The sequence below is a fragment of the Kitasatospora sp. NPDC096077 genome (assembly GCF_040303245.1).
In the GTDB taxonomy this organism is placed as follows: domain Bacteria; phylum Actinomycetota; class Actinomycetes; order Streptomycetales; family Streptomycetaceae; genus Kitasatospora.
In genome coordinates, this window is the sequence record NZ_JBEOSV010000037.1 from 1 (window position 1) to 17,059 (window position 17,059).

The window sequence follows — 17,059 nt, forward strand, 5'->3', positions numbered from 1 at the left end:
GGTCGCCGATGCTCCGCATGGACTCCCTCCTCCGCCTTGCGATGCACGCACCCCGACGCCGCGCGCTGATCCGACGCGAATTGTCAGACACGCCCCGGTCCTGTCCGGCGGCCCGTCCGGGAGCGCCGGGGGACGGCCGGGCGAGCGGGCGCTGCGCCGGAGAGGCCGGAATCCACCGGATGATTCCGGTCGTACGGTGGACTGTTGACGAATCCTCAGGAACCGCTGGCTACGCTGGGGGCCATGGAACCCACCGCGATCCCCCACGGGCCGACCGGCCCCGGCACCTCGGCGGCCAGGCTCCACCGCTCGGCCCGGGACGCCGACCAGGGCGAGTTCCTGCGCGAGGTCGTCCGGGCCGGATACCCGCGGCGGCTGGAGGCGTGGGCGGACGGTTACGTCCCCGGCACGGATCCCGCACACGTGCGGGCCGAAGCCGAGTTCCTCACCGCCGAGCTCGCCACCTTCGGGATCCGCCACGACCGGGCCTACGTCGAGATCATGGCCGCCTACCGGCAGTTGATGATCCCGGTCGAGGACCCCGAGCTGGGGCTCGCCCTCACCCGGGACTGCCTGGTCCCGCTGATCGTCGACGACGCCTGCGGCCGGAGCGAGGTCGACGCGCACCGGGCGCTGGGCGCCGTGATGCTGCGCGGTGCGGTCCACCCGCGGCACAGCCGGGCCGCCCTGGACAGCGCCCTGCACCCGCCGTCGGTCTACACCGAGCACTCCTTCAATGCGCTGGCCCGGTACTGTTCACCCGAACTCCTCGGCCTGCACAAAGAGTTCTACTACCAGTCGTTCATCGGGGTGGTCCTGGAGTCGGGCTTCGGCACCGATGTCTCGGACGGCATCGACACTGAGTACACCCGGCAGCGCTCCGGCTTCTGCGAGTTCTACGCGACCGTGGCGGCGGTGGCGTACGACTGCCTCGACTTCGTCCCCAACCTCCGGTACTGGGGCGCCACGCTGCGGTTCTGGGTCGACTACCTGAACCTGGTCAACGACCTGATGTCCTGCTACAAGGAGGTGCTGAACGGCGAGTTCACCTCCAACAGCATCCACCGGCGGGCCGTCCAGGGCGGCCTGAGCCGACTGGACGCCTACGCGTACACCTTCGACCGGGCCGAGACCGCCCACCGCCGGATCCTGGCCGCCGCGGACGCCCGGCAGCGCCCGCACGTGCTCCGCTACCTCCAGGGGTACGTCCACTGGCACGCCACCTCCGAGCGCTACCGCTGGGCCGAGTTCACGGCGTCGGCGTAGCGCGGATCGCCGATCGCGGAGCGCTGATCTCGGGGCGCGGATCAGAGCACGGTGGCGCCGAGGGTGATCGCGACCAGCACCATCAGCAGCCCCAGCGCCGCGAAGGCGTACTCCAGCAGGCGGCGCTCCCGGCCCTCGACCACGACCTGCCGGGGGTCGGCCGGGTCGTAGCGGACCGGGACGTACCCGCCGTCGGGCAGCGGATGGCGGGTGGTCGACGGCACCGGGGAGAACACCTCGACCACCCGGCCGTCCTCGGTCTCGAACTGCAGCAGCGGCCGCGGCGGCAGCGCCCGGTCCTCCGGCGCGGGGACGCGGGCCCGCACCAGGGCCTGCGCCGGCACCCCGACCCGGCGCATCCGCCGGAGGTCGCGCAGCCCGACCACTCCGGCGAGGTAGGCGACCACGCCGCCCAGCGCACCGAACACCACCACGGCGAACCCGGCCGTCCCGCCCACCGCGCGCCTCCCAGCCCGACCGTACCCGACAAGCCCGGGAATCCCCCGAGACCCCAGTATCCCGCACCGGCCCGGCGGTGTGCGCTGCGGCCCGGGGCGGGACGACCGGCTGCCGGCGCGCCTCAGACCCGGTCGAGCGGGACCTTCGGGTCGGCCAGCGCCGCGACGTCCACCTCCCGCCCCGAGCGGACCAGTTCGCGGATCGGGTCGACGACGTCCCAGACGTTGACGTTCATCCCGGCGAGCACCCGGCCGCCGGAGAGCCAGAAGGCGATGAACTCGCGGCCGGCCACGTCGCCGCGGAACACCACCCGGTCGTAGCCGCCGGGCTCGACGTAGCCGACGTACTCCAGCCCGGCGTCGTACTGGTCCGAGAAGAAGTACGGGAGCCGGTCGTAGACGGCGTCCGGCTGCCCGAGCATGGCGCGGGCGGCGGTCTGCGGCTGGTTGAGGGCGTTGGCCCAGTGCTCGACCCGGATGTGCCGGTCGAGCAGCGGGTGGAAGGCGCTGGCGACGTCGCCGGCCGCGTACACGTCCGGGTCGGAGGTGCGCAGGTGCTGGTCGGTCCGGACGCCGTTGTCGACGTCCAGTCCGGCGGCCTCGGCCAGGGCGGTGGCGGGGGAGATGCCGATGCCGACCACCACCGCGTCGGCCGGCACCTCGCTGCCGTCGCCGAGCCGCACCCCGGTCACCGTGCCGTCGGCGCCGGTCAGTTCGGTGACCCGGACGCCGAGGCGCAGGTCGACGCCGTGGGCGCGGTGCAGGTCGGCGAAGACCTGGGCGACCTCCGGGCCGAGCACCCGCAGCAGCGGCAGCTCCAGCGACTCCAGCACCGTCACCTCGGCGCCCGCCGTCCGGGCCGCGGCCGCCACCTCCAGGCCGATCCAGCCCGCGCCGACCACCGCGATCCGGGCGCCCGGGCGCAGCGCGGCCTTGATTCGCTCGCTGTCCTCGACCCGGCGCAGATAGTGCACGCCGTCCTGGTCCGCGCCCGGCACCGGCAGTCGGCGCGGCACCGAGCCGGTGGTCAACAGCAGTTTGTGGTAGGCCACTTCGCCGTCGTCGGCGAGCGTGACGGTGTGCCGGGCGGGGTCGATCGCGGTCACCGCGGTGCCCAGCCGCAGCGTGACGTCGTTCTCCGCGTACCACTGCGGCGGGTGGACGTAGATCTTCTCCCGGGCCTCCTTGCCGAGCAGGTAGCCCTTGGACAGCGGGGGCCGCTCGTACGGGAGTTCGTGCTCCTCACCGATCAGGACGATGCCGCCCCGGTACCCGGCCCCGCGCAGGGCCTCGGCCGCCTTGGCGCCGCCCAGGGAGGCCCCGACGATCACGATCGGCCGCTCGCTGCCTGACATGCCCAACTCCTCGCGCTCCGTGGAAGACCAGGGGTCAGCCTGCCGTCGTCGGGGTGGGGTGTCGAGACCGCGCCGGGCGTGCCGCACCATGCTCGCCCGTTCGAGTGAACGGTGGTGCGGAAGGTGCGGGCGGCACGGTGCGGACGGTGCGGACGGCGTGCCGCGGGCGGTGCGGTTCAGCCGGTCATCGCGTCCCGGACCAGCGCGGTGTCGGTGAACTGCTCGAAGCGGACGATCCGGCCGCCGCGCACCGTGAAGTGGTGGGCGACCCGGACCGCGAGCGGCTTCCCGGTGGCCTTGTGGACGGCCGTGTAGCGGGCCAGCACCACCACGTTCTCGCCGTCCACCACATAGCGGTCGTCGTGCGCCGTCCAGTGGTCCCACTCCTCGGCGAGGCGCTCCATGACGTTGGCGGTGACGCCCTTCGGGGTGCGGTAGGTGCCGGCCAGCGGGAAGCCGGCCATCTCGGTCCACTCGACGTCCTCGGCGAGGGTGGCGCGCAGCGCGGCCAGGTCGCCCCGGGCGGAGGCCAGGTACTGGCGGCGGACCACGTCGGCGGGGGCGCCGGACTCGGCGAAGGCGGCGACGTCGTGGGGGATCTCGATCATCGGCCGCTCACCCCCACACCAGCTCGCCCATGGCGACCTTGGTGCCGATGTCCACCGCGATCCGCAGCCCCAGCTCCGGGAAGCGCCGCTCCAGCGCCTCCCGGGCGGCGTCCGCGTTCGCGGCTCGGCCCAGCTCCGTCTCGAAGGCGCGCAGGTAGGCGCGGGTGTGGTCGATCGCGTTCAGGTCGGTGGGGGCGCCGGCGATCCGGTGGCCGGCCGCCACCCAGGTCGGGTGGAGCGCCTCCATGCCGTCCAACAGGTCGATCCAGGCGGCACGTTGGGCGGCGGTGGGGGTGTCGGCGGTCCACACGTGCAGGCCCTCGAAGAGCAGCACCCCGCCGAGCAGCGCGCGGTGGTGGTGCTGCCACAGGTACTGCCGGTCGGGGAGGTGGAAGTCGGCGCCGCGCAGCTCGAACCGGTGGCCCTCGAAGACGATCTCGTCCCCGTGCAGCGGCTCGGGCCGGACCAGTCGGGTGGGCAGCTCGGAGCCGAGGTGCGCCCAGGCGCGCAGCTTGGCCTCGTAGGTCTCCTGGATGTGCGCGACGGTCGAGGCGGTGGCCAGGAAGCGGGCCTCGGGGAAGGCGTCCTGGACCTCCTGGGCGCCGAAGTAGAAGTCCGGGTCGCCGTGGCTGACGAAGACCGTGGTCAGCCGCTTGCCGGTGGCGCGCACCCGCTCGACCAGGCGGCGCCCGTCGGAGCGGGTGAACCCGGCGTCCACCAGCAGGGCGTCGTGCGGTCCGGTGACCAGGACGGCGGTCTTGTTCAGCGAGCTGTCGGGGGCGTCGATGATCTCGAAGTCGAGAGCGCTCATGCTGCGGAGTCCTTCCTCGGGGCCGGGCACGCCTCGTCGCCAGCATCCGTGCTGGGCCGGGCGGCCGCATCCGGAGCGCGGGCGGCCGGGCCGGGAGCGCCCGGTCGCCGGGCCGGGGCGTCGCGGGTGCCGCCGATCGGGTGCAGTCCGGGCTGTGCCCGGAGGACACCGCGTGCGCGTCGCGGACGCTCCGGGCACCGCCCCAGAAGACTTCCAGGGCCCCATCGTGTTCACGTCATGAGAGGACCGCGGTGAAACCCGCACCAAGACCGACGGCAGCAGCCGTCCCCTGGAGACGCCGACTGGGCAGGGCGATGAGTTCCGCCCTCGCCCTGACGCTCGTCCCCTTCGCCATGTCATTCGTCGCCGCGACACCGGCCGCGGCCGCCGGGCTACCGGGCGGGCTCGGGCCCTGCCTGGGCGCGGACTGCCCGGCGACCTTCCCCCCGGTCAACAACGGCGCCTTCACCGGCCGCGACGCCGGGGTGAACATCTTCGTCGGCGGCGACTTCAACGTCGGCGGCTCGGCCGCCGAGGCCGAGGGACACGTGGTCACCCTCGGCAACTTCTCGCAGAACAAGGCCGCCGGCGTCAGCTCCGTCTACAACATCGGCATCGTCGGCGTCGGCTCGCGCGTCCCCCCGCCGGACGGCGCGGACTTCCTCACCGCCGGGGGCAACGTCACGATCGCCTCCGGCCAGCGGCTGCTGGCGGAAGGCGGCGTCGTCCGCTACGCGGGCACGGCCTCCGGCACCATCACCGGCACCCAGACCCAGGACGCCCAGGCGGTGGCCGCCTACGCGCCGCTGCGCGGGCAGCTGCAGACGGCCAGTGCGTGCTACGCCGGGGTCGGCACGCCCCGCCCGCCCACCGGGACCGCCGTCAACCAGGGCTACCAGACCCTGTTCACCGGCGACGGCAGCTCCGCGCTCCAGGTCTTCAACGTCGACTTCGACATCGCCGGCAACGGCGGCGGCGCCCAGGGCGTGGCCTTCGCCAACATCCCCGCGAACGCCACCGTGCTGGTCAACATGGTCGGCGGCGCCCGCACCATCAACACCTACAGCGGCAGCCTCGACGACAGCGACCCGTGGAACCAGCTGCGCCCCCGGCTGCTGTGGAACTTCCCGACCGCGGCGACCGTCACCCTCACCGGCTCCGGGCAGTTCCAGGGCAGCGTGCTGGTCGGCAACCCGGCCAGCACCAGCACGATGAACCTGCCCGGCCTGAACGGACGGTTCTTCACCACCGGTTCGCTGCTGCACAACTCCGGTGGCGGCATGACCGGCACCGAGTTCCACGCCTACCCCTTCAACGGTGACCTGCCCGACTGCGGCAACCCGCCGGCCCCGACCGCCGCGACCAGCGTGACCAAGGTCGACTCCGCGACCGGCCAGCCGCTGGCGGGCGCGGTGTTCCAGCTGTGGCGGGAGACCAACGGCGTCCCCGGCCTGCAGACCACGGGCACCACCCCGGACACCAAGGTCGGCGCCCCCTGCACCACCGGCGCGGACGGCCTCTGCTCGGTGGGCGACCTGCCGCTGGGCACCTACTACTGGCAGGAGACCACCGCCCCGCCGGGCTACGACCTGCCGGCCCAGCCGGTCACCACGGTGGTGCTGGACACCAACGGGCAGACCGTCCCGGTCACCGTCGCCGACACCAAGAGTCCGGTGGTCGAGACCGCGTCGACCGCCGTGAAGAAGATCGACTCGGCCACCTCGGCGCCGTTGGCGGGCGCGGTGTTCCAGCTGTGGCGGGAGACCAACGGCGTCCCCGGCCTGCAGACCACCGGGGCCAACCCGGACACCGCGGTCGGCGCCCCCTGCACCACGCCCGCCTCGGGCGTCTGCACCGCGACCGACCTGCCGCTGGGCACCTACTACTGGCAGGAGACCGCGGCGCCCGCCGGGTACGACCTGCCGGCGCTCAACGTGACCGAGGTGGTGCTGGACACCAACGGGCAGACCGTCGCGGTGACCGTCGCCGACACCAGGACGGCGGCCCCGACCGCCTCCACCACCGTCACCAAGGTCGACTCCGCGACCGGCCAGCCGCTGGCGGGCGCGGTGTTCCAGCTGTGGCGGGAGACCAACGGCGTCCCCGGCCTCCAGACCACCGGGGCCAACCCGGACACCGCGGTCGGGTCGCCCTGCACCACCGGCGCGGACGGGGTCTGCTCGGCGCAGGGCCTGCCGCTGGGCACGTACTACTGGCAGGAGGTCTCGGCGCCCAACGGCTACGAGCTGCCCGACCTGAACGTGACCACCGTGGTGCTGGACACCAACGGGCAGACCGTCCCGGTGACCGTCCAGGACACCCAGACCGTCGCGCCGACCGGCTCCACCTCGGTGACCAAGGTCGACTCCGCCACCGGTCAGCCGCTGGCGGGTGCCGTCTTCCAGCTGTGGCGGGAGACCAACGGCGTGCCCGGGCTGCAGACCACCGGGACGAACCCGGACACGGCGGTCGGGTCGCCCTGCACCACGCCCGCCTCGGGCGTCTGCTCGGCCGACGGCCTGCCGCTGGGGACGTACTACTGGCAGGAGACCGCCGCCCCGGCGGGCTACGACCTGCCGGCCCAGCCGGTCACGACGGTGGTGCTGGACACCAACGGGCAGAACGTGCCGGTCACCGTCCAGGACACCAAGTCGGTGGCGCCGACCGGCTCCACCTCGGTGACCAAGGTCGACGCGGCCACCGGTCAGCCGCTGGCGGGTGCGGTGTTCCAGCTGTGGCACGAGACCAACGGGGTGCCGGGGCTGCAGACCACCGGCGCCAACCCCGACACGGCCGTCGGTGCGCCCTGCACCACCGCCGACACCGGGGTCTGCTCGGCGGACAACCTGCCGCTGGGCACCTACTACTGGCAGGAGACGGCGGCCCCGCCCGGCTATGACCTGCCCGCGCAGCCGGTGACGACCGTGGTCATCGACGCCAACGGGCAGAACGTGCCGGTCACCGTGCAGGACACCAAGTCGGTGGCGCCGACCGGTTCGACCTCGGTGACGAAGGTCGACGCGGACACGGGCCAGCCGCTGGCGGGTGCGGTGTTCCAGCTGTGGCACGAGACCAACGGGGTGCCGGGGCTGCAGACCACCGGTGCCAACCCCGACACCGCCGTCGGTGCGCCCTGCACCACGGGCGCGGACGGGGTCTGCTCGGCGCAGAGCCTGCCGCTGGGCACGTACTACTGGCAGGAGACCGCCGCTCCGGCGGGCTACGACCTGCCGGCCCAGCCGGTCACGACCGTGGTGCTGGACACCAACGGGCAGACCGTCCCGGTGACGGTCAAGGACAAGAAGACGGCCGTCCAGACCGGTTCGACCTCGGTGACGAAGGTCGACGCGGACACGGGCCGGCCGCTGGCGGGCGCGGTGTTCCAGCTGTGGCGGGAGACCAACGGCGTGCCCGGGTTGCAGACCACGGGTGCCAACCCCGACACGATGGTCGGCCCGATCTGCGTCACCGGCGTGTCGGGCGTCTGCTCGGCGGACAACCTGCCGCTGGGCACCTACTACTGGCAGGAGGTCTTCGCGCCGCCCGGCTACGAGCTGCCGGAGAACGCGGTGAGCACCGTCGAGCTGACCCCGGACTGCCCGTGCGTGGAGATCACGGTCCAGGACAGCAAGTGCCCGCCGGTGCCCTGTCCGCCGGAGCCGTGCCCGCCGGAGCCGTGCGAGCCGCCCGGCCACCAGTGGGGCACCCAGCCCGACGACAGCGCCAATGGGGGCGCCAGCCCCTCGGCGGCCACCGGTCAGCACGGGGCGCGGGTCTGACCGACCGTCCCCGGGCCTGAGCGCCTGAACCGATGACGTGGCCGGAGGAGCCGACAACGGCGCCTCCGGCCACCGTCGTGACCGGCCCGGTGGTCAACTCCCGGGCCGGGAGCGGGTCCAGAGGGTGAGGTCGCTGCTGGTGGCCACCGCGAGGGTGCGGCCGGAGGGGGAGAAGCCGGCGGCGCGGAAGGTGGACCAGGAGGCGTGGAAGACGTGCCACCAGGTCTCGCCGTGCCGGCCACCGCGGGTCATCCCATCGTCACCCGTGCGGCTGCTCCACCGGTCCCAGCCGCAGCACCGCCGCCGCGCCGATCGCCGTGGCCGCCGCGAGCACGCCCCACAGCGTTCCCGGCCCCACGGCCAGTAGGGCCGTCAGCGCCGCCGGTGCGGCCGCCCGGCCCACGCCCGTCGACAGCTCCCAGCGGGCCACCGCCCGGCCGAGCAGGTGCGGCGGGGCGGAGGCCGCCACCAGGGCCGGACCGGAGCCGGTGTAGAGGATCTCGCCCAGCGTGTACAGCACGGCCACCGCCGCGACGCCCACCGCCCCCGGGGTGCCGCCCAGCGACCCGGCGGCCCAGAAGCCCAGGTAGGAGACGCTCAGCACGACGCCGGCACTCGCGAGCACCGCGCGCCGGGAGCGCTTCGCCAGCCGCAGCACCAGCGCCAGCTGGAGCGCGATCACCAGCACCGTGTTGCCCACGAACACGCCCGAGGACCAGGCCGGCGAGGCGTGCAGCCGGAGCACCAGCAGCGCGGGCAGCGCCACCTCCAGCACGTCGGCGCAGAACGCGTACGGCAGATTGGCCAGGCTCAGCAGGGTGATCCGGCGCAGCGGCTCCCCGGTCGGCCCGGCGGCCCGGGCCTGCTCGACCACCCGCTGCGGCGCCCGCACCCGCAGCGACGCCACCAGCGCGGCGGCGACCAGGCAGGTCACCGCCGTCACCCCGGCCAGCGCCCGGATCACCTGCGGCCCGCTCGCCACCGCCACCGTCGCCAGCAGCGCACCCGCGCCCATGCCCGCGTTGCGCAGCGACCGCCCGGCGGCCAGCGCGGCGTCCCGCAGCCGGCCCGCGGTCAGCGTGCTCACCACGGCGGTGTGGGTGGTCGGCCAGGACTGGCTGCCGGTGCCGAACAGCACGGCGGCCGCGGCGAACAGCGGCAGGCCGTCGGCCGCCAGCAGGGTGAACGCGCCCGCCGCCCGCAGCACCAGGGTGACGGCGGCGGGCAGGGTGCGGGCCCCGCGGTCGATCCAGCGGCCGGTCAGCGGCACCACCAGCAGGCCGGCCACCATACCGGCCGACAGGGCCAGGCCGACCGCCCCGGCGCGCAGGTGCAGCACCCCGATGCCGTACAGCAGCAGGAACGGGCGCAGCAGGCCGCCGCCCACCGCGTCGACGACGAGCGCCGTCGCGTACCGGGGGCCGCCGGCCGCGGTGAGCAGGCCCAGCAGGGCGGCGGGGCCGGTGCGGGCGGCGGTGCGGTTGTCGGTACGGTTGTCGGAAGCAGCGGTGCGGGCGGGGTCGGCGGTGCGGTCGTGGACGGACTTCTCCCGGATCAGGCTCATGGCCGGTACCGTCCGCCCGGGCGGGGACGGGTGTCCCGTGGATTGACGATCAGCGTCAATCCACGGTGGAGCCGGTGGCAGGGGGTGGCAGGATCGCAGCCGTGAGCGTGACCATCGACATCACCGGACTGCCCGAGGAGCGCGTGCTCTTCACCCCCTCCCCGCTCGCCGAGCTGAACGCCATGCTGCACGTGCTCGCCGAGCCCGCGCACCACCCGGCGCTGCACGGCTGGGCGGCCGGCACCACCACCCGCATCCCGCCCGAGCTGGCGGAGCGGCTGTCCGAGGCCGACTTCCTCTGGCGCTCCTCGCGGGCCGACTTCCTGGCGCCCGGCCTGCCCGGGGGCACCCTCGCCGAGGAGCTCGACGCCATCGACCGGATCGACGACGAGCTGTACGTCCGCGGGGCCCTGATCACCACTTGCGGCTCCGCCCGGTTCTCCCGCCGGCTGGGCTCCCCGCTCACCGACCCCGCCGCGAACGAGCGGGCCCGCGACCTCGCGACGGCCCGCGGCCCCCGGCAGGCCGCCTTCGCGGACCGGCTGCTCGCCGACCCGCCCGCCGTCCGGGCCCTGGTCCGGCGGATGCTGGAGGACTGCCAGGCCGCGTTCTTCGCCGACGCCTGGCAGCGCGTCCTGCCGGACCTCGCGGCGGACGCCCGCCGGAAGGCCGACCTGCACGCCCGGCACGGGCTGGCCGGGGCGATCGCCGCGGTCTCCCCGGCCGTCGCCCTGGAGGAGGACGGCGGCCGGCGGCGGATCGTCATCGACAAGCTGCAGGACAGCACCACCAGCGGGACGGACGGCGGGGGCGTCACCTTCATCCCGACCGTCTTCGGCCGCCCGCACCTGCTGGTGGTGCACGCCCGGGGCTGGCGGCCGGTGCTGCAGTACCCCGTCGCCGAGGCCGGGCCGTCCGAGCCCGTCTCGCTCGCGCTGGTGCAGCAGCGACTGGAGGCGCTGGCCCACCCGATCCGGCTGCGGCTGGCCCGCACCATCGCCCGCGGCCCGCACACCACCGGCGAACTGGCCGCCGCCTGGCAGCTGAGCGCTCCCGAGGTGTCCCGCCACCTGGCCGTGCTGCGCAAGGCCGGGCTGCTGATCACCGAGCGGCGCGGGCGGTACATGCTCTACCAGCTGGACCTGTCGGGCAGTGCCCGGCTGGGCTCGGACTTCCTGGAGGCGGTGCTGCGCTGACCCGGCGCGCCGCGAACGGTGGGGCCACCGGGAACAGTGATCGCCGGGAACACGTTCGTCCGGTCATGACCGACGACGCTCCTGAGACCACCGCCCCCGAGATCCTCCGCTACGCCGCCTTCGCGATCCGCCCCGAGGGCGGCAACCCGGCGGGCGTGGTGCTCGACGCCACCGGGCTGACCGAGCAGCGGATGCTCGCGATCGCCGCGGAGGTCGGGTACTCCGAGACCGCCTTCCTGGCCCCCGGGAGTGCCCAGGGCGCCTACCGCGTGCGGTACTTCAGCCCGCTCACCGAGGTGCCGTTCTGCGGGCACGCGACCGTGGCCTCGGCCGTCGCGCTGGCCGACCGGATCGGCCCCGGGCGGTACCTGTTCGAAACGGCCGCCGGGGACGTCCCGGTCGAGGTCGAGCGGGGCGCCGACGGCCTGCGCGCGACGCTCACCAGCGTCGAGCCGAAGGTCGAGGAGGTGTCGGCGGCGGACGTCGCGGAGGCGCTCGCGCTGCTCGGCTGGACGGACGGGGACCTGGACCCGGCCCTGCCGCCGCGGATCGCCTACGCCGGCGCCCGGCACCTGGTGCTGGCCGCGGGCACCCGTTCCCGACTGGCCCGGCTGGACTACGACTTCGACGGCCTGGCGGCCTTCACCCGTGCCCGCGACCTGGTCACCCTGCAACTGGTCTGGCGGGAGGCCCCCGAGGTCTTCCACGTCCGCGACCCGTTCCCGGTCGGGGGCGTGGTCGAGGACCCGGCCACCGGCGCGGCCGCGGCCGCCTTCGGCGCGTACCTGCGCGAGCTGGGCGAGGCGACGGCCCCGACCGTGCTGACGCTGCACCAGGGCGAGGACCTCGGCCGCCCGGGCGTGCTGCGGGTGGAGCTGAGCGCGGCGGACACCCGGGTGCGGGTCTCCGGCACGGCGGTGGCGATCGTCTGACGGAAGGGGGGCTCCGGCCTGGCCGGAGCCCCCCGGAACGGCTTCAGGACCGGTCGGCGATCAGGGCGGCCAGGCCGTCCAGCCCCCGGTCCACGGTCGCCGGGTCGACCTGGCTGACCGAGAGCCGCAGTTGACGCTCCCCGCCCGCGCCCGGGTGGAAGTGGCACATCGGCGTCCAGATCACCCCGTACCGCGAGGCCGAGAGCTCCAGCAGCGCGTCGTCCACCACGCACGGCACCGTGAGCACCAGGAAGAACCCGCCGCGCGGCTCGTTCCAGCTCACCCCGCCGCCGGGCGGGAAGCGCCGGGCCAGGCCGTCCAGCACCAGCGCGAGGTTGCGCCGGTAGAGCGCGGCGACCTCGGAGTTGGCGGCCCGCAGGCGGAAGCCGTGCTCCAGCAGCGCCCCGCCGATCACCGCCTGGGCGATCGGGGAGGTGTTCACCGTGGTCATGCTCTTGATCATGCCGAGCAGGTCGGCCAGCAGCGCGGTGCCGCCCGCGCCGTCCGCGACCAGCTGGTCCGCCACCACGTACCCGACCCGGGCGCCGGGCAGGGCGGTCTTGGCGAAGGAGCCGAGGTGGACCACCCGGCGCGCGGTGTCCAGCGCCTTGAGCGAGGGCAGCCGCTGCTCGCCCGCGAACACGCCGTACGGGTTGTCCTCCAGGATCAGGAAGTCCTCCTCGGCGGCCACCGCCAGCAGTTCCCGGCGCAGTTCCAGCGGCAGGCTGGCACCGCTCGGGTTGGCCACGTCCGGCACCAGGTAGAGGGCGCGCGGCCGCAGCCCCTCGGCCCGGGCGGCGGCCAGCTGCCGGCGCAGGTCGGCGAGGTCCAGCCCGTCCGGGCCGTCGGCCACCGGGCGCACCGGCAGGTCCGCCAGCAGGGCGGCGCCGGTCAGCCCGACGTAGGTGGGCGAGACGGCCAGCAGCACGTCCTCGGGGCCGCGGCGCAGCGCCCGGAGCGTCAGGAACATCGCCTCCTGGCAGCCGACCGTCACCACGATCGACTCGGCGGGCACCTCGATGTCCTCGTCCACCGCGAGGTACTCGGCGATCAGTTCGTGGATGATCCCCTTGGTCCGCCCGTACTGGAGCAGTTGGCGCCGGGCCGCCTCCTCGGACAGCCCGCGCTCGGCGCGCAGGTGTCCGACGTAGCGGTCCAGGTGGCGGTGGACGGCCGCCAGCTCGAAGAACTGCTCGGCCGGGCGGCCGGCCGCGAAGGAGACCGCCTGCGGGTAGCGGATGGAGATCTCGTTGAGCAGGTTCATCGAGGTCATCGCCGGGTCGGCGAGCGAGGGGTGCAGATCGGCGAGGTGCAGGTCGGTCAGGTGCAGGTCGTGCGGCGGGGCGGTGGCGGTCACGGGGCACTCCAGGCGGGGCAGGGCAGCGGGGTGGTGCGCAGTTCGGCGGCGGCGGCCGGGTCGGCGCAGCCGGCCAGGCCGAGGGCGTGCCGCAGTTCGGCGGCCAGCAGCTCCAGCACCCGGGTGCAGCCCGGTTCGCCGTCCGCCGCCAGGCCCCAGATCAGCGGGCGGCCCAGCAGCACCCCGGAGGCGCCGAGGGCCAGTGCGGTGAGCACGTCGGAGCCGCCGCGCACCCCGCTGTCCAGCAGCACCTGGCAGTCCCGCCCGGCGAGCGCCTCGGCGACGGCCGGCAGGGCGGTCAACGAGGGGACGGCCCGGTCGAGTTGGCGGCCGCCGTGGTTGGAGACCACCACACCGGCGGCGCCCAGCCCGGCGGCCCGCAGCGCGTCCGCCGGGTCGAGCACGCCCTTGACCACCAGCGGCAGTTCGGTGTGCTCGCGCAGCCAGGCGAGGTCCGCCCAGGTGACGGCGGGGGAGAGCAGCTCGGCGGTGTGCGCGGCCACCGCCGACTCCTCGGCGGCGGCCCGGTGCGCCCGCCCGGCGGCGCCGCCGTCCAGCAGTGCCGCCCGGACGTGCCCGGGCAGCGCGAAGGCGTTGCGGGCGTCGCGCAGTCGGCGTCCCATGTACGGCACGTCGGCGGTGACCACCAGGCACTCGCTGCCGGCCGCCTCGGCCGCCGCGACCAGGTCCAGCAGCCGGCCCCGGTCGCGCAGCCAGTACAGCTGGAACCAGAGCGTCGCCCCGGTCGCCGCCAGTTCCTCGAAGCCGACGCTGCTGAGCGTGCCGACGGTGAACGGCACCCCCGCGGCGGCGGCCGCCCGGGCCGAGGCGAGCTCGCCCTCGGGGTGGAACAGCCGGTGGTAGGCGATCGGCGCCACCGCGACCGGCAGGGCCGCGCGGCTGCGCACCAGGGTGGTGGCGGTGGTGCGGGTGGAGACGTCCGTGAGCACCCGGGGCACCACGGCCGTCCGGTCGAAGGCCGCCCGGTTGGCGGCCAGGGTGCGTTCCTGCTCGGCGCCGCCGGCCAGCCAGTCCCAGACCTCGGGGGCCAGTGCCGCCCGGGCCGGTTCGGCGTACTCGGCCACGGAGAGCGGGAGATGACGATCCGTCAGGGTAGGTGTGCTCATCTGGCCACTTCGCTGGCGTTGCGCTGGAGTTCGACGGCCTCGTAGAGGGCGCGGATGTTGTTGCTGCCGAAGTTGCGGGCCCGGATGCGCTCGATCACCTCGAAGAAGAAGGTGCCGCGCGGGTGCCGGGAGCGGGTGAAGATCTGGAACAGCTGGCCGTCGTGGTCCTGGTCGACCAGCAGGTTGAGGTCGCGCAGTTCGTCCAGGGAGTGCCGCAGCGGGGTGAGTCGGGCGGGCAGCGCGTCGAAGTAGGCGCCCGGGGTGCGCAGGAACGGCACGCCGCGGGCGGCCATGGTGGAGACGGAGTGGACGGCGTCCTCGGAGGAGAAGGCGACGTGCTGCACCCCGGCGCCGTCGTGGTCGGCCAGGAAGGAGGCGATCTGGCCGCCGGCGTCCGGGGTGAGCGGCTCGATCAGGGTGAGGGTGACGCTGTGGTCGGGGCTCTGCACGACCATCGAGTCCATGCCGAGCGCGCCGACCTCGATCCGCTCCTCGAAGACCATCCGGAAGCCGAAGACCTCGCAGTAGTGCCGGACGGTGTCGCGCAGGTCGCCGGAGGGGACGCAGACCGCGAAGTGGTCCACGGTGCGCAGGCCCACCGACTCCGCGCCGGTCGGCTCGGCGGCGTCGGGCAGGCCGGGGATCCGGTCGGCGGGGACGTCCGGGCCCCGCTCGATCAGGGTGTGCACCACGTCGCCGAAGGCGCCCACCACGGCGGTGACGCAGCCGTCCGCGGCCTGCGGCGGGCGCAGTCCGGCGGCGCCCCGCCCGGTCAGCGCCCGGTAGGCGGCGGTGGCGTCCGGCACCCGCAGGGCCAGCGCGGCCACGCCGTCGTCGTGGCGGGCCAGGTAGCCGGCGGCGGGGTGGCCGGCGGCCAGCGGCTGGGTGAGCAGCAGCCGGACGGCGGCCTGGCCGAGCAGGGCCGAGGCGCAGCGCTCGGCGCTCTCGCCGCGCTCGGTGGGCGGGACGAGCAGCTCGAAGCCGTACTCCTCGGTCAGCCGGGCGATCTCGGCGGCGAGGTCGGCCACGTAGAACTCGACGTGGTCCAGGGTGAGTTCGAGGGGGACGGTGGGGTCGGTCTGCGTCTGGGTCTCGGTCTGGGACTCGGGAGAGGAACGGTCGGGCATCTGAGGGGCTCTCTCGTGAGGAGTGCGCGGAGGCCCGCCCCGGCGGCGGTGCGGTGCGGCAGGGCCGCCGCCGGGGCGGGCCGGTGACGTGGAGCGTGGGGCGTGTGGGCGGGCGGGGACGGGTCGGTCAGGTGGACTGGAGGCGCGGGGCTTCCGGGGCGAGTTCCGCGGCCGAGGCCTCGGCGCCCGCCGGGTCCGCGGTCGGCTCCGCCGCGGTGAGTTCCTCGGCGGCCGGCTCGGTGGACGCGGCCGCCTCCGCGGCCTCGTCCTCGTCCTCGTCGTCCTCGATGGGGGTGTCGGGCTTGCCGAGCAGGAAGAGGGCCGAGAGGACGGCGCCGATCACCATGGCGGCCAGCACCGTCCGGAAGTCCAGCGCGGCCACCAGTCCGGCACCGACGCCGATGGCGATCGCCTGCGGTGCGGTGAGCGAGAGGTTGACGGCCGCCTGGGTGCGGCCCATCAGCTGGGGCGGGGTGAGCGCCTGGGCGGCGGTGGCCAGGCCGACCACACCGGCCGGCATGCCGGCCCCGGCGATCACCAGGCCCGCCGACACCACCCAGACCGAGGGCACCAGCAGCAGGGCGGCGCCCAGTCCGAACACGGCCGAGCCGAGCATGACGGTCCTGCGCGGGCCGATCCGGCCGATCAGCACCCCGCCCAGCACCGAGCCGCCCAGTGCCCCGACCGCCTCCACCGTCTCCAGTACGCCGAGGAACTGCGGCGAGCGGTGCAGCCCGTGCTGGATGAGCGAGAACAGCACCGGCTGCAGGAAGCTCAGCACGGTCGCGGTGAGGGTGGTGGCGATCAGCAGCGGCAGCAGCGAGGCGGTGGTGCGCAGGTGCTGGAAGCCCGCCAGCACCTCGGTGCGCCAGTGCCGGCCGGAGGGCTCCGGCTTGGGCTCGGGCACCCGCAGCGCCAGGAAGGCGAGCGCCGCCGCGACCAGGATGCCGATGTCGACCAGGGCGACGGCCCGGCCGCCGAGCCACCCGTACAGGCCGGAACCGATCAGCGGGGCGACGAGCGTGGTGCCCGCGCGCATGGTCTGGGTGAACCCGACGGCCGCGCCGAAGTCCTGACGTTCCGTCAGGATGCTGCGCAGCATGGCGCTCTGGGCCGGGGCCAGGACGGCCCCGGCCAGCCCGTAGAGCACCGCCGTGACGTAGATGATCCACAGGTGGCCGCGGCCGTCGACCAGCAGCAGCGGTGAAACCGCCAGCGCCAGCACCAGGTTGACCGCGACCAGCAGCGGCCGTCGGCGGACCCGGTCGGCGACCAGGCCGCCGAGCGGCAGCAGCAGCATCGGGACGGCGTAGCAGAACATCACCAGACCGGCCGCCGAACTGCTCCCCGTCAGCACCTTGGCCCAGATGCCGAGGGCGATGAAGAGGGCGCTGTCCCCGAGGACGGACAGCGTCTGTCCCGCGATGTAGAGCCGGAACTCCGGCCGCGCCAGAAGTGGGTGCATGTCCTGTCCTTCAG

14 protein-coding genes are annotated in these 17,059 nt (G+C 74.7%); 4 read left to right on the forward strand and 10 right to left on the reverse strand.

Translation table 11 applies throughout. The features are described 5' to 3' along the window. Positions 1-243: 243 nt before the first annotated feature. Positions 244-1,266 (forward strand): hypothetical protein, encoded by a 1,023-nt coding sequence (locus ABTZ03_RS27310; RefSeq protein ID WP_350515729.1) that lies wholly within the window; start codon positions 244-246, stop codon positions 1,264-1,266. A 41-nt stretch (positions 1,267-1,307) separates the two neighbouring features. Here the strand turns inward: ABTZ03_RS27310 and ABTZ03_RS27315 are convergent, their stop codons facing one another. The 4 genes from ABTZ03_RS27315 to ABTZ03_RS27330 all read right to left on the reverse strand — a co-directional run bounded on the left by ABTZ03_RS27315 (position 1,308) and on the right by ABTZ03_RS27330 (position 4,498). Next, complete coding sequence (locus ABTZ03_RS27315) at positions 1,308-1,724, reverse strand: DUF3592 domain-containing protein (protein WP_350515730.1); 417 nt, start codon at positions 1,722-1,724, stop codon at positions 1,308-1,310. A gap of 122 nt (positions 1,725-1,846) precedes the next feature. Continuing rightward, on the reverse strand, positions 1,847-3,079 hold the full coding sequence (locus ABTZ03_RS27320) for an NAD(P)/FAD-dependent oxidoreductase (RefSeq protein ID WP_350515731.1): 1,233 nt from the start codon (positions 3,077-3,079) through the stop codon (positions 1,847-1,849). A 176-nt stretch (positions 3,080-3,255) separates the two neighbouring features. Next, positions 3,256-3,687, reverse strand: coding sequence for a nuclear transport factor 2 family protein (locus tag ABTZ03_RS27325; protein ID WP_350515732.1), 432 nt, complete (start codon positions 3,685-3,687; stop codon positions 3,256-3,258). Positions 3,688-3,694: 7 nt separating this feature from the next. Next, entirely contained in the window at positions 3,695-4,498 is an 804-nt protein-coding gene (locus ABTZ03_RS27330) for an MBL fold metallo-hydrolase (protein ID WP_350515733.1), read from the reverse strand. Positions 4,499-4,812: 314 nt separating this feature from the next. Here ABTZ03_RS27330 and ABTZ03_RS27335 point away from each other — a divergent pair, with 314 nt between their 5' ends. Then, positions 4,813-8,277 carry a SpaA isopeptide-forming pilin-related protein gene (locus ABTZ03_RS27335; RefSeq protein WP_350515734.1) on the forward strand — a complete coding sequence of 1,155 codons (3,465 nt, stop codon included), beginning with the start codon at positions 4,813-4,815 and terminating at the stop codon, positions 8,275-8,277. Positions 8,278-8,370: 93 nt separating this feature from the next. Here the strand turns inward: ABTZ03_RS27335 and ABTZ03_RS27340 are convergent, their stop codons facing one another. Both ABTZ03_RS27340 and ABTZ03_RS27345 read right to left on the reverse strand, forming a co-directional pair. Further along, on the reverse strand, positions 8,371-8,529 hold the full coding sequence (locus tag ABTZ03_RS27340; RefSeq protein ID WP_350515790.1) for a hypothetical protein: 159 nt from the start codon (positions 8,527-8,529) through the stop codon (positions 8,371-8,373). 7 nt (positions 8,530-8,536) lie between these two features. Beyond that, positions 8,537-9,841, reverse strand: coding sequence for an MFS transporter (locus ABTZ03_RS27345; RefSeq protein ID WP_350515735.1), 1,305 nt, complete (start codon positions 9,839-9,841; stop codon positions 8,537-8,539). A 101-nt stretch (positions 9,842-9,942) separates the two neighbouring features. On the opposite strand from ABTZ03_RS27345, the gene ABTZ03_RS27350 reads away from it, so the two are divergent. Together ABTZ03_RS27350 and ABTZ03_RS27355 are read left to right on the forward strand one after the other, a co-directional pair. Beyond that, on the forward strand, positions 9,943-11,037 hold the full coding sequence (locus ABTZ03_RS27350) for a DUF5937 family protein (RefSeq protein ID WP_350515736.1): 1,095 nt from the start codon (positions 9,943-9,945) through the stop codon (positions 11,035-11,037). Positions 11,038-11,102: 65 nt separating this feature from the next. Continuing rightward, a complete protein-coding gene (locus ABTZ03_RS27355) occupies positions 11,103-11,969 on the forward strand; it encodes a PhzF family phenazine biosynthesis protein (protein ID WP_350515737.1) in 867 nt (288 codons plus the stop codon). Between the two features lie 43 nt (positions 11,970-12,012). On the opposite strand, the gene ABTZ03_RS27360 is transcribed toward ABTZ03_RS27355, so the two are convergent. The 4 genes from ABTZ03_RS27360 to ABTZ03_RS27375 all read right to left on the reverse strand — a co-directional run bounded on the left by ABTZ03_RS27360 (position 12,013) and on the right by ABTZ03_RS27375 (position 17,045). Further along, positions 12,013-13,242 (reverse strand): aminotransferase-like domain-containing protein, encoded by a 1,230-nt coding sequence (locus tag ABTZ03_RS27360; protein WP_502894599.1) that lies wholly within the window; start codon positions 13,240-13,242, stop codon positions 12,013-12,015. 80 nt (positions 13,243-13,322) lie between these two features. Further along, positions 13,323-14,453 (reverse strand): alpha-hydroxy acid oxidase, encoded by a 1,131-nt coding sequence (locus ABTZ03_RS27365; RefSeq protein ID WP_350515739.1) that lies wholly within the window; start codon positions 14,451-14,453, stop codon positions 13,323-13,325. Continuing rightward, positions 14,450-15,580 (reverse strand): 4-hydroxyphenylpyruvate dioxygenase, encoded by a 1,131-nt coding sequence (gene hppD / locus ABTZ03_RS27370; protein WP_350515740.1) that lies wholly within the window; start codon positions 15,578-15,580, stop codon positions 14,450-14,452. The genes ABTZ03_RS27365 and hppD overlap by 4 nt, the downstream gene beginning before the upstream one ends. Positions 15,581-15,707: 127 nt before the next feature. Then, the gene (locus ABTZ03_RS27375) at positions 15,708-17,045 is read right to left on the reverse strand and encodes an MFS transporter (RefSeq protein WP_350515741.1); all 1,338 of its coding nucleotides are present in this window, start codon (positions 17,043-17,045) and stop codon (positions 15,708-15,710) included. Positions 17,046-17,059: the final 14 nt, after the last annotated feature.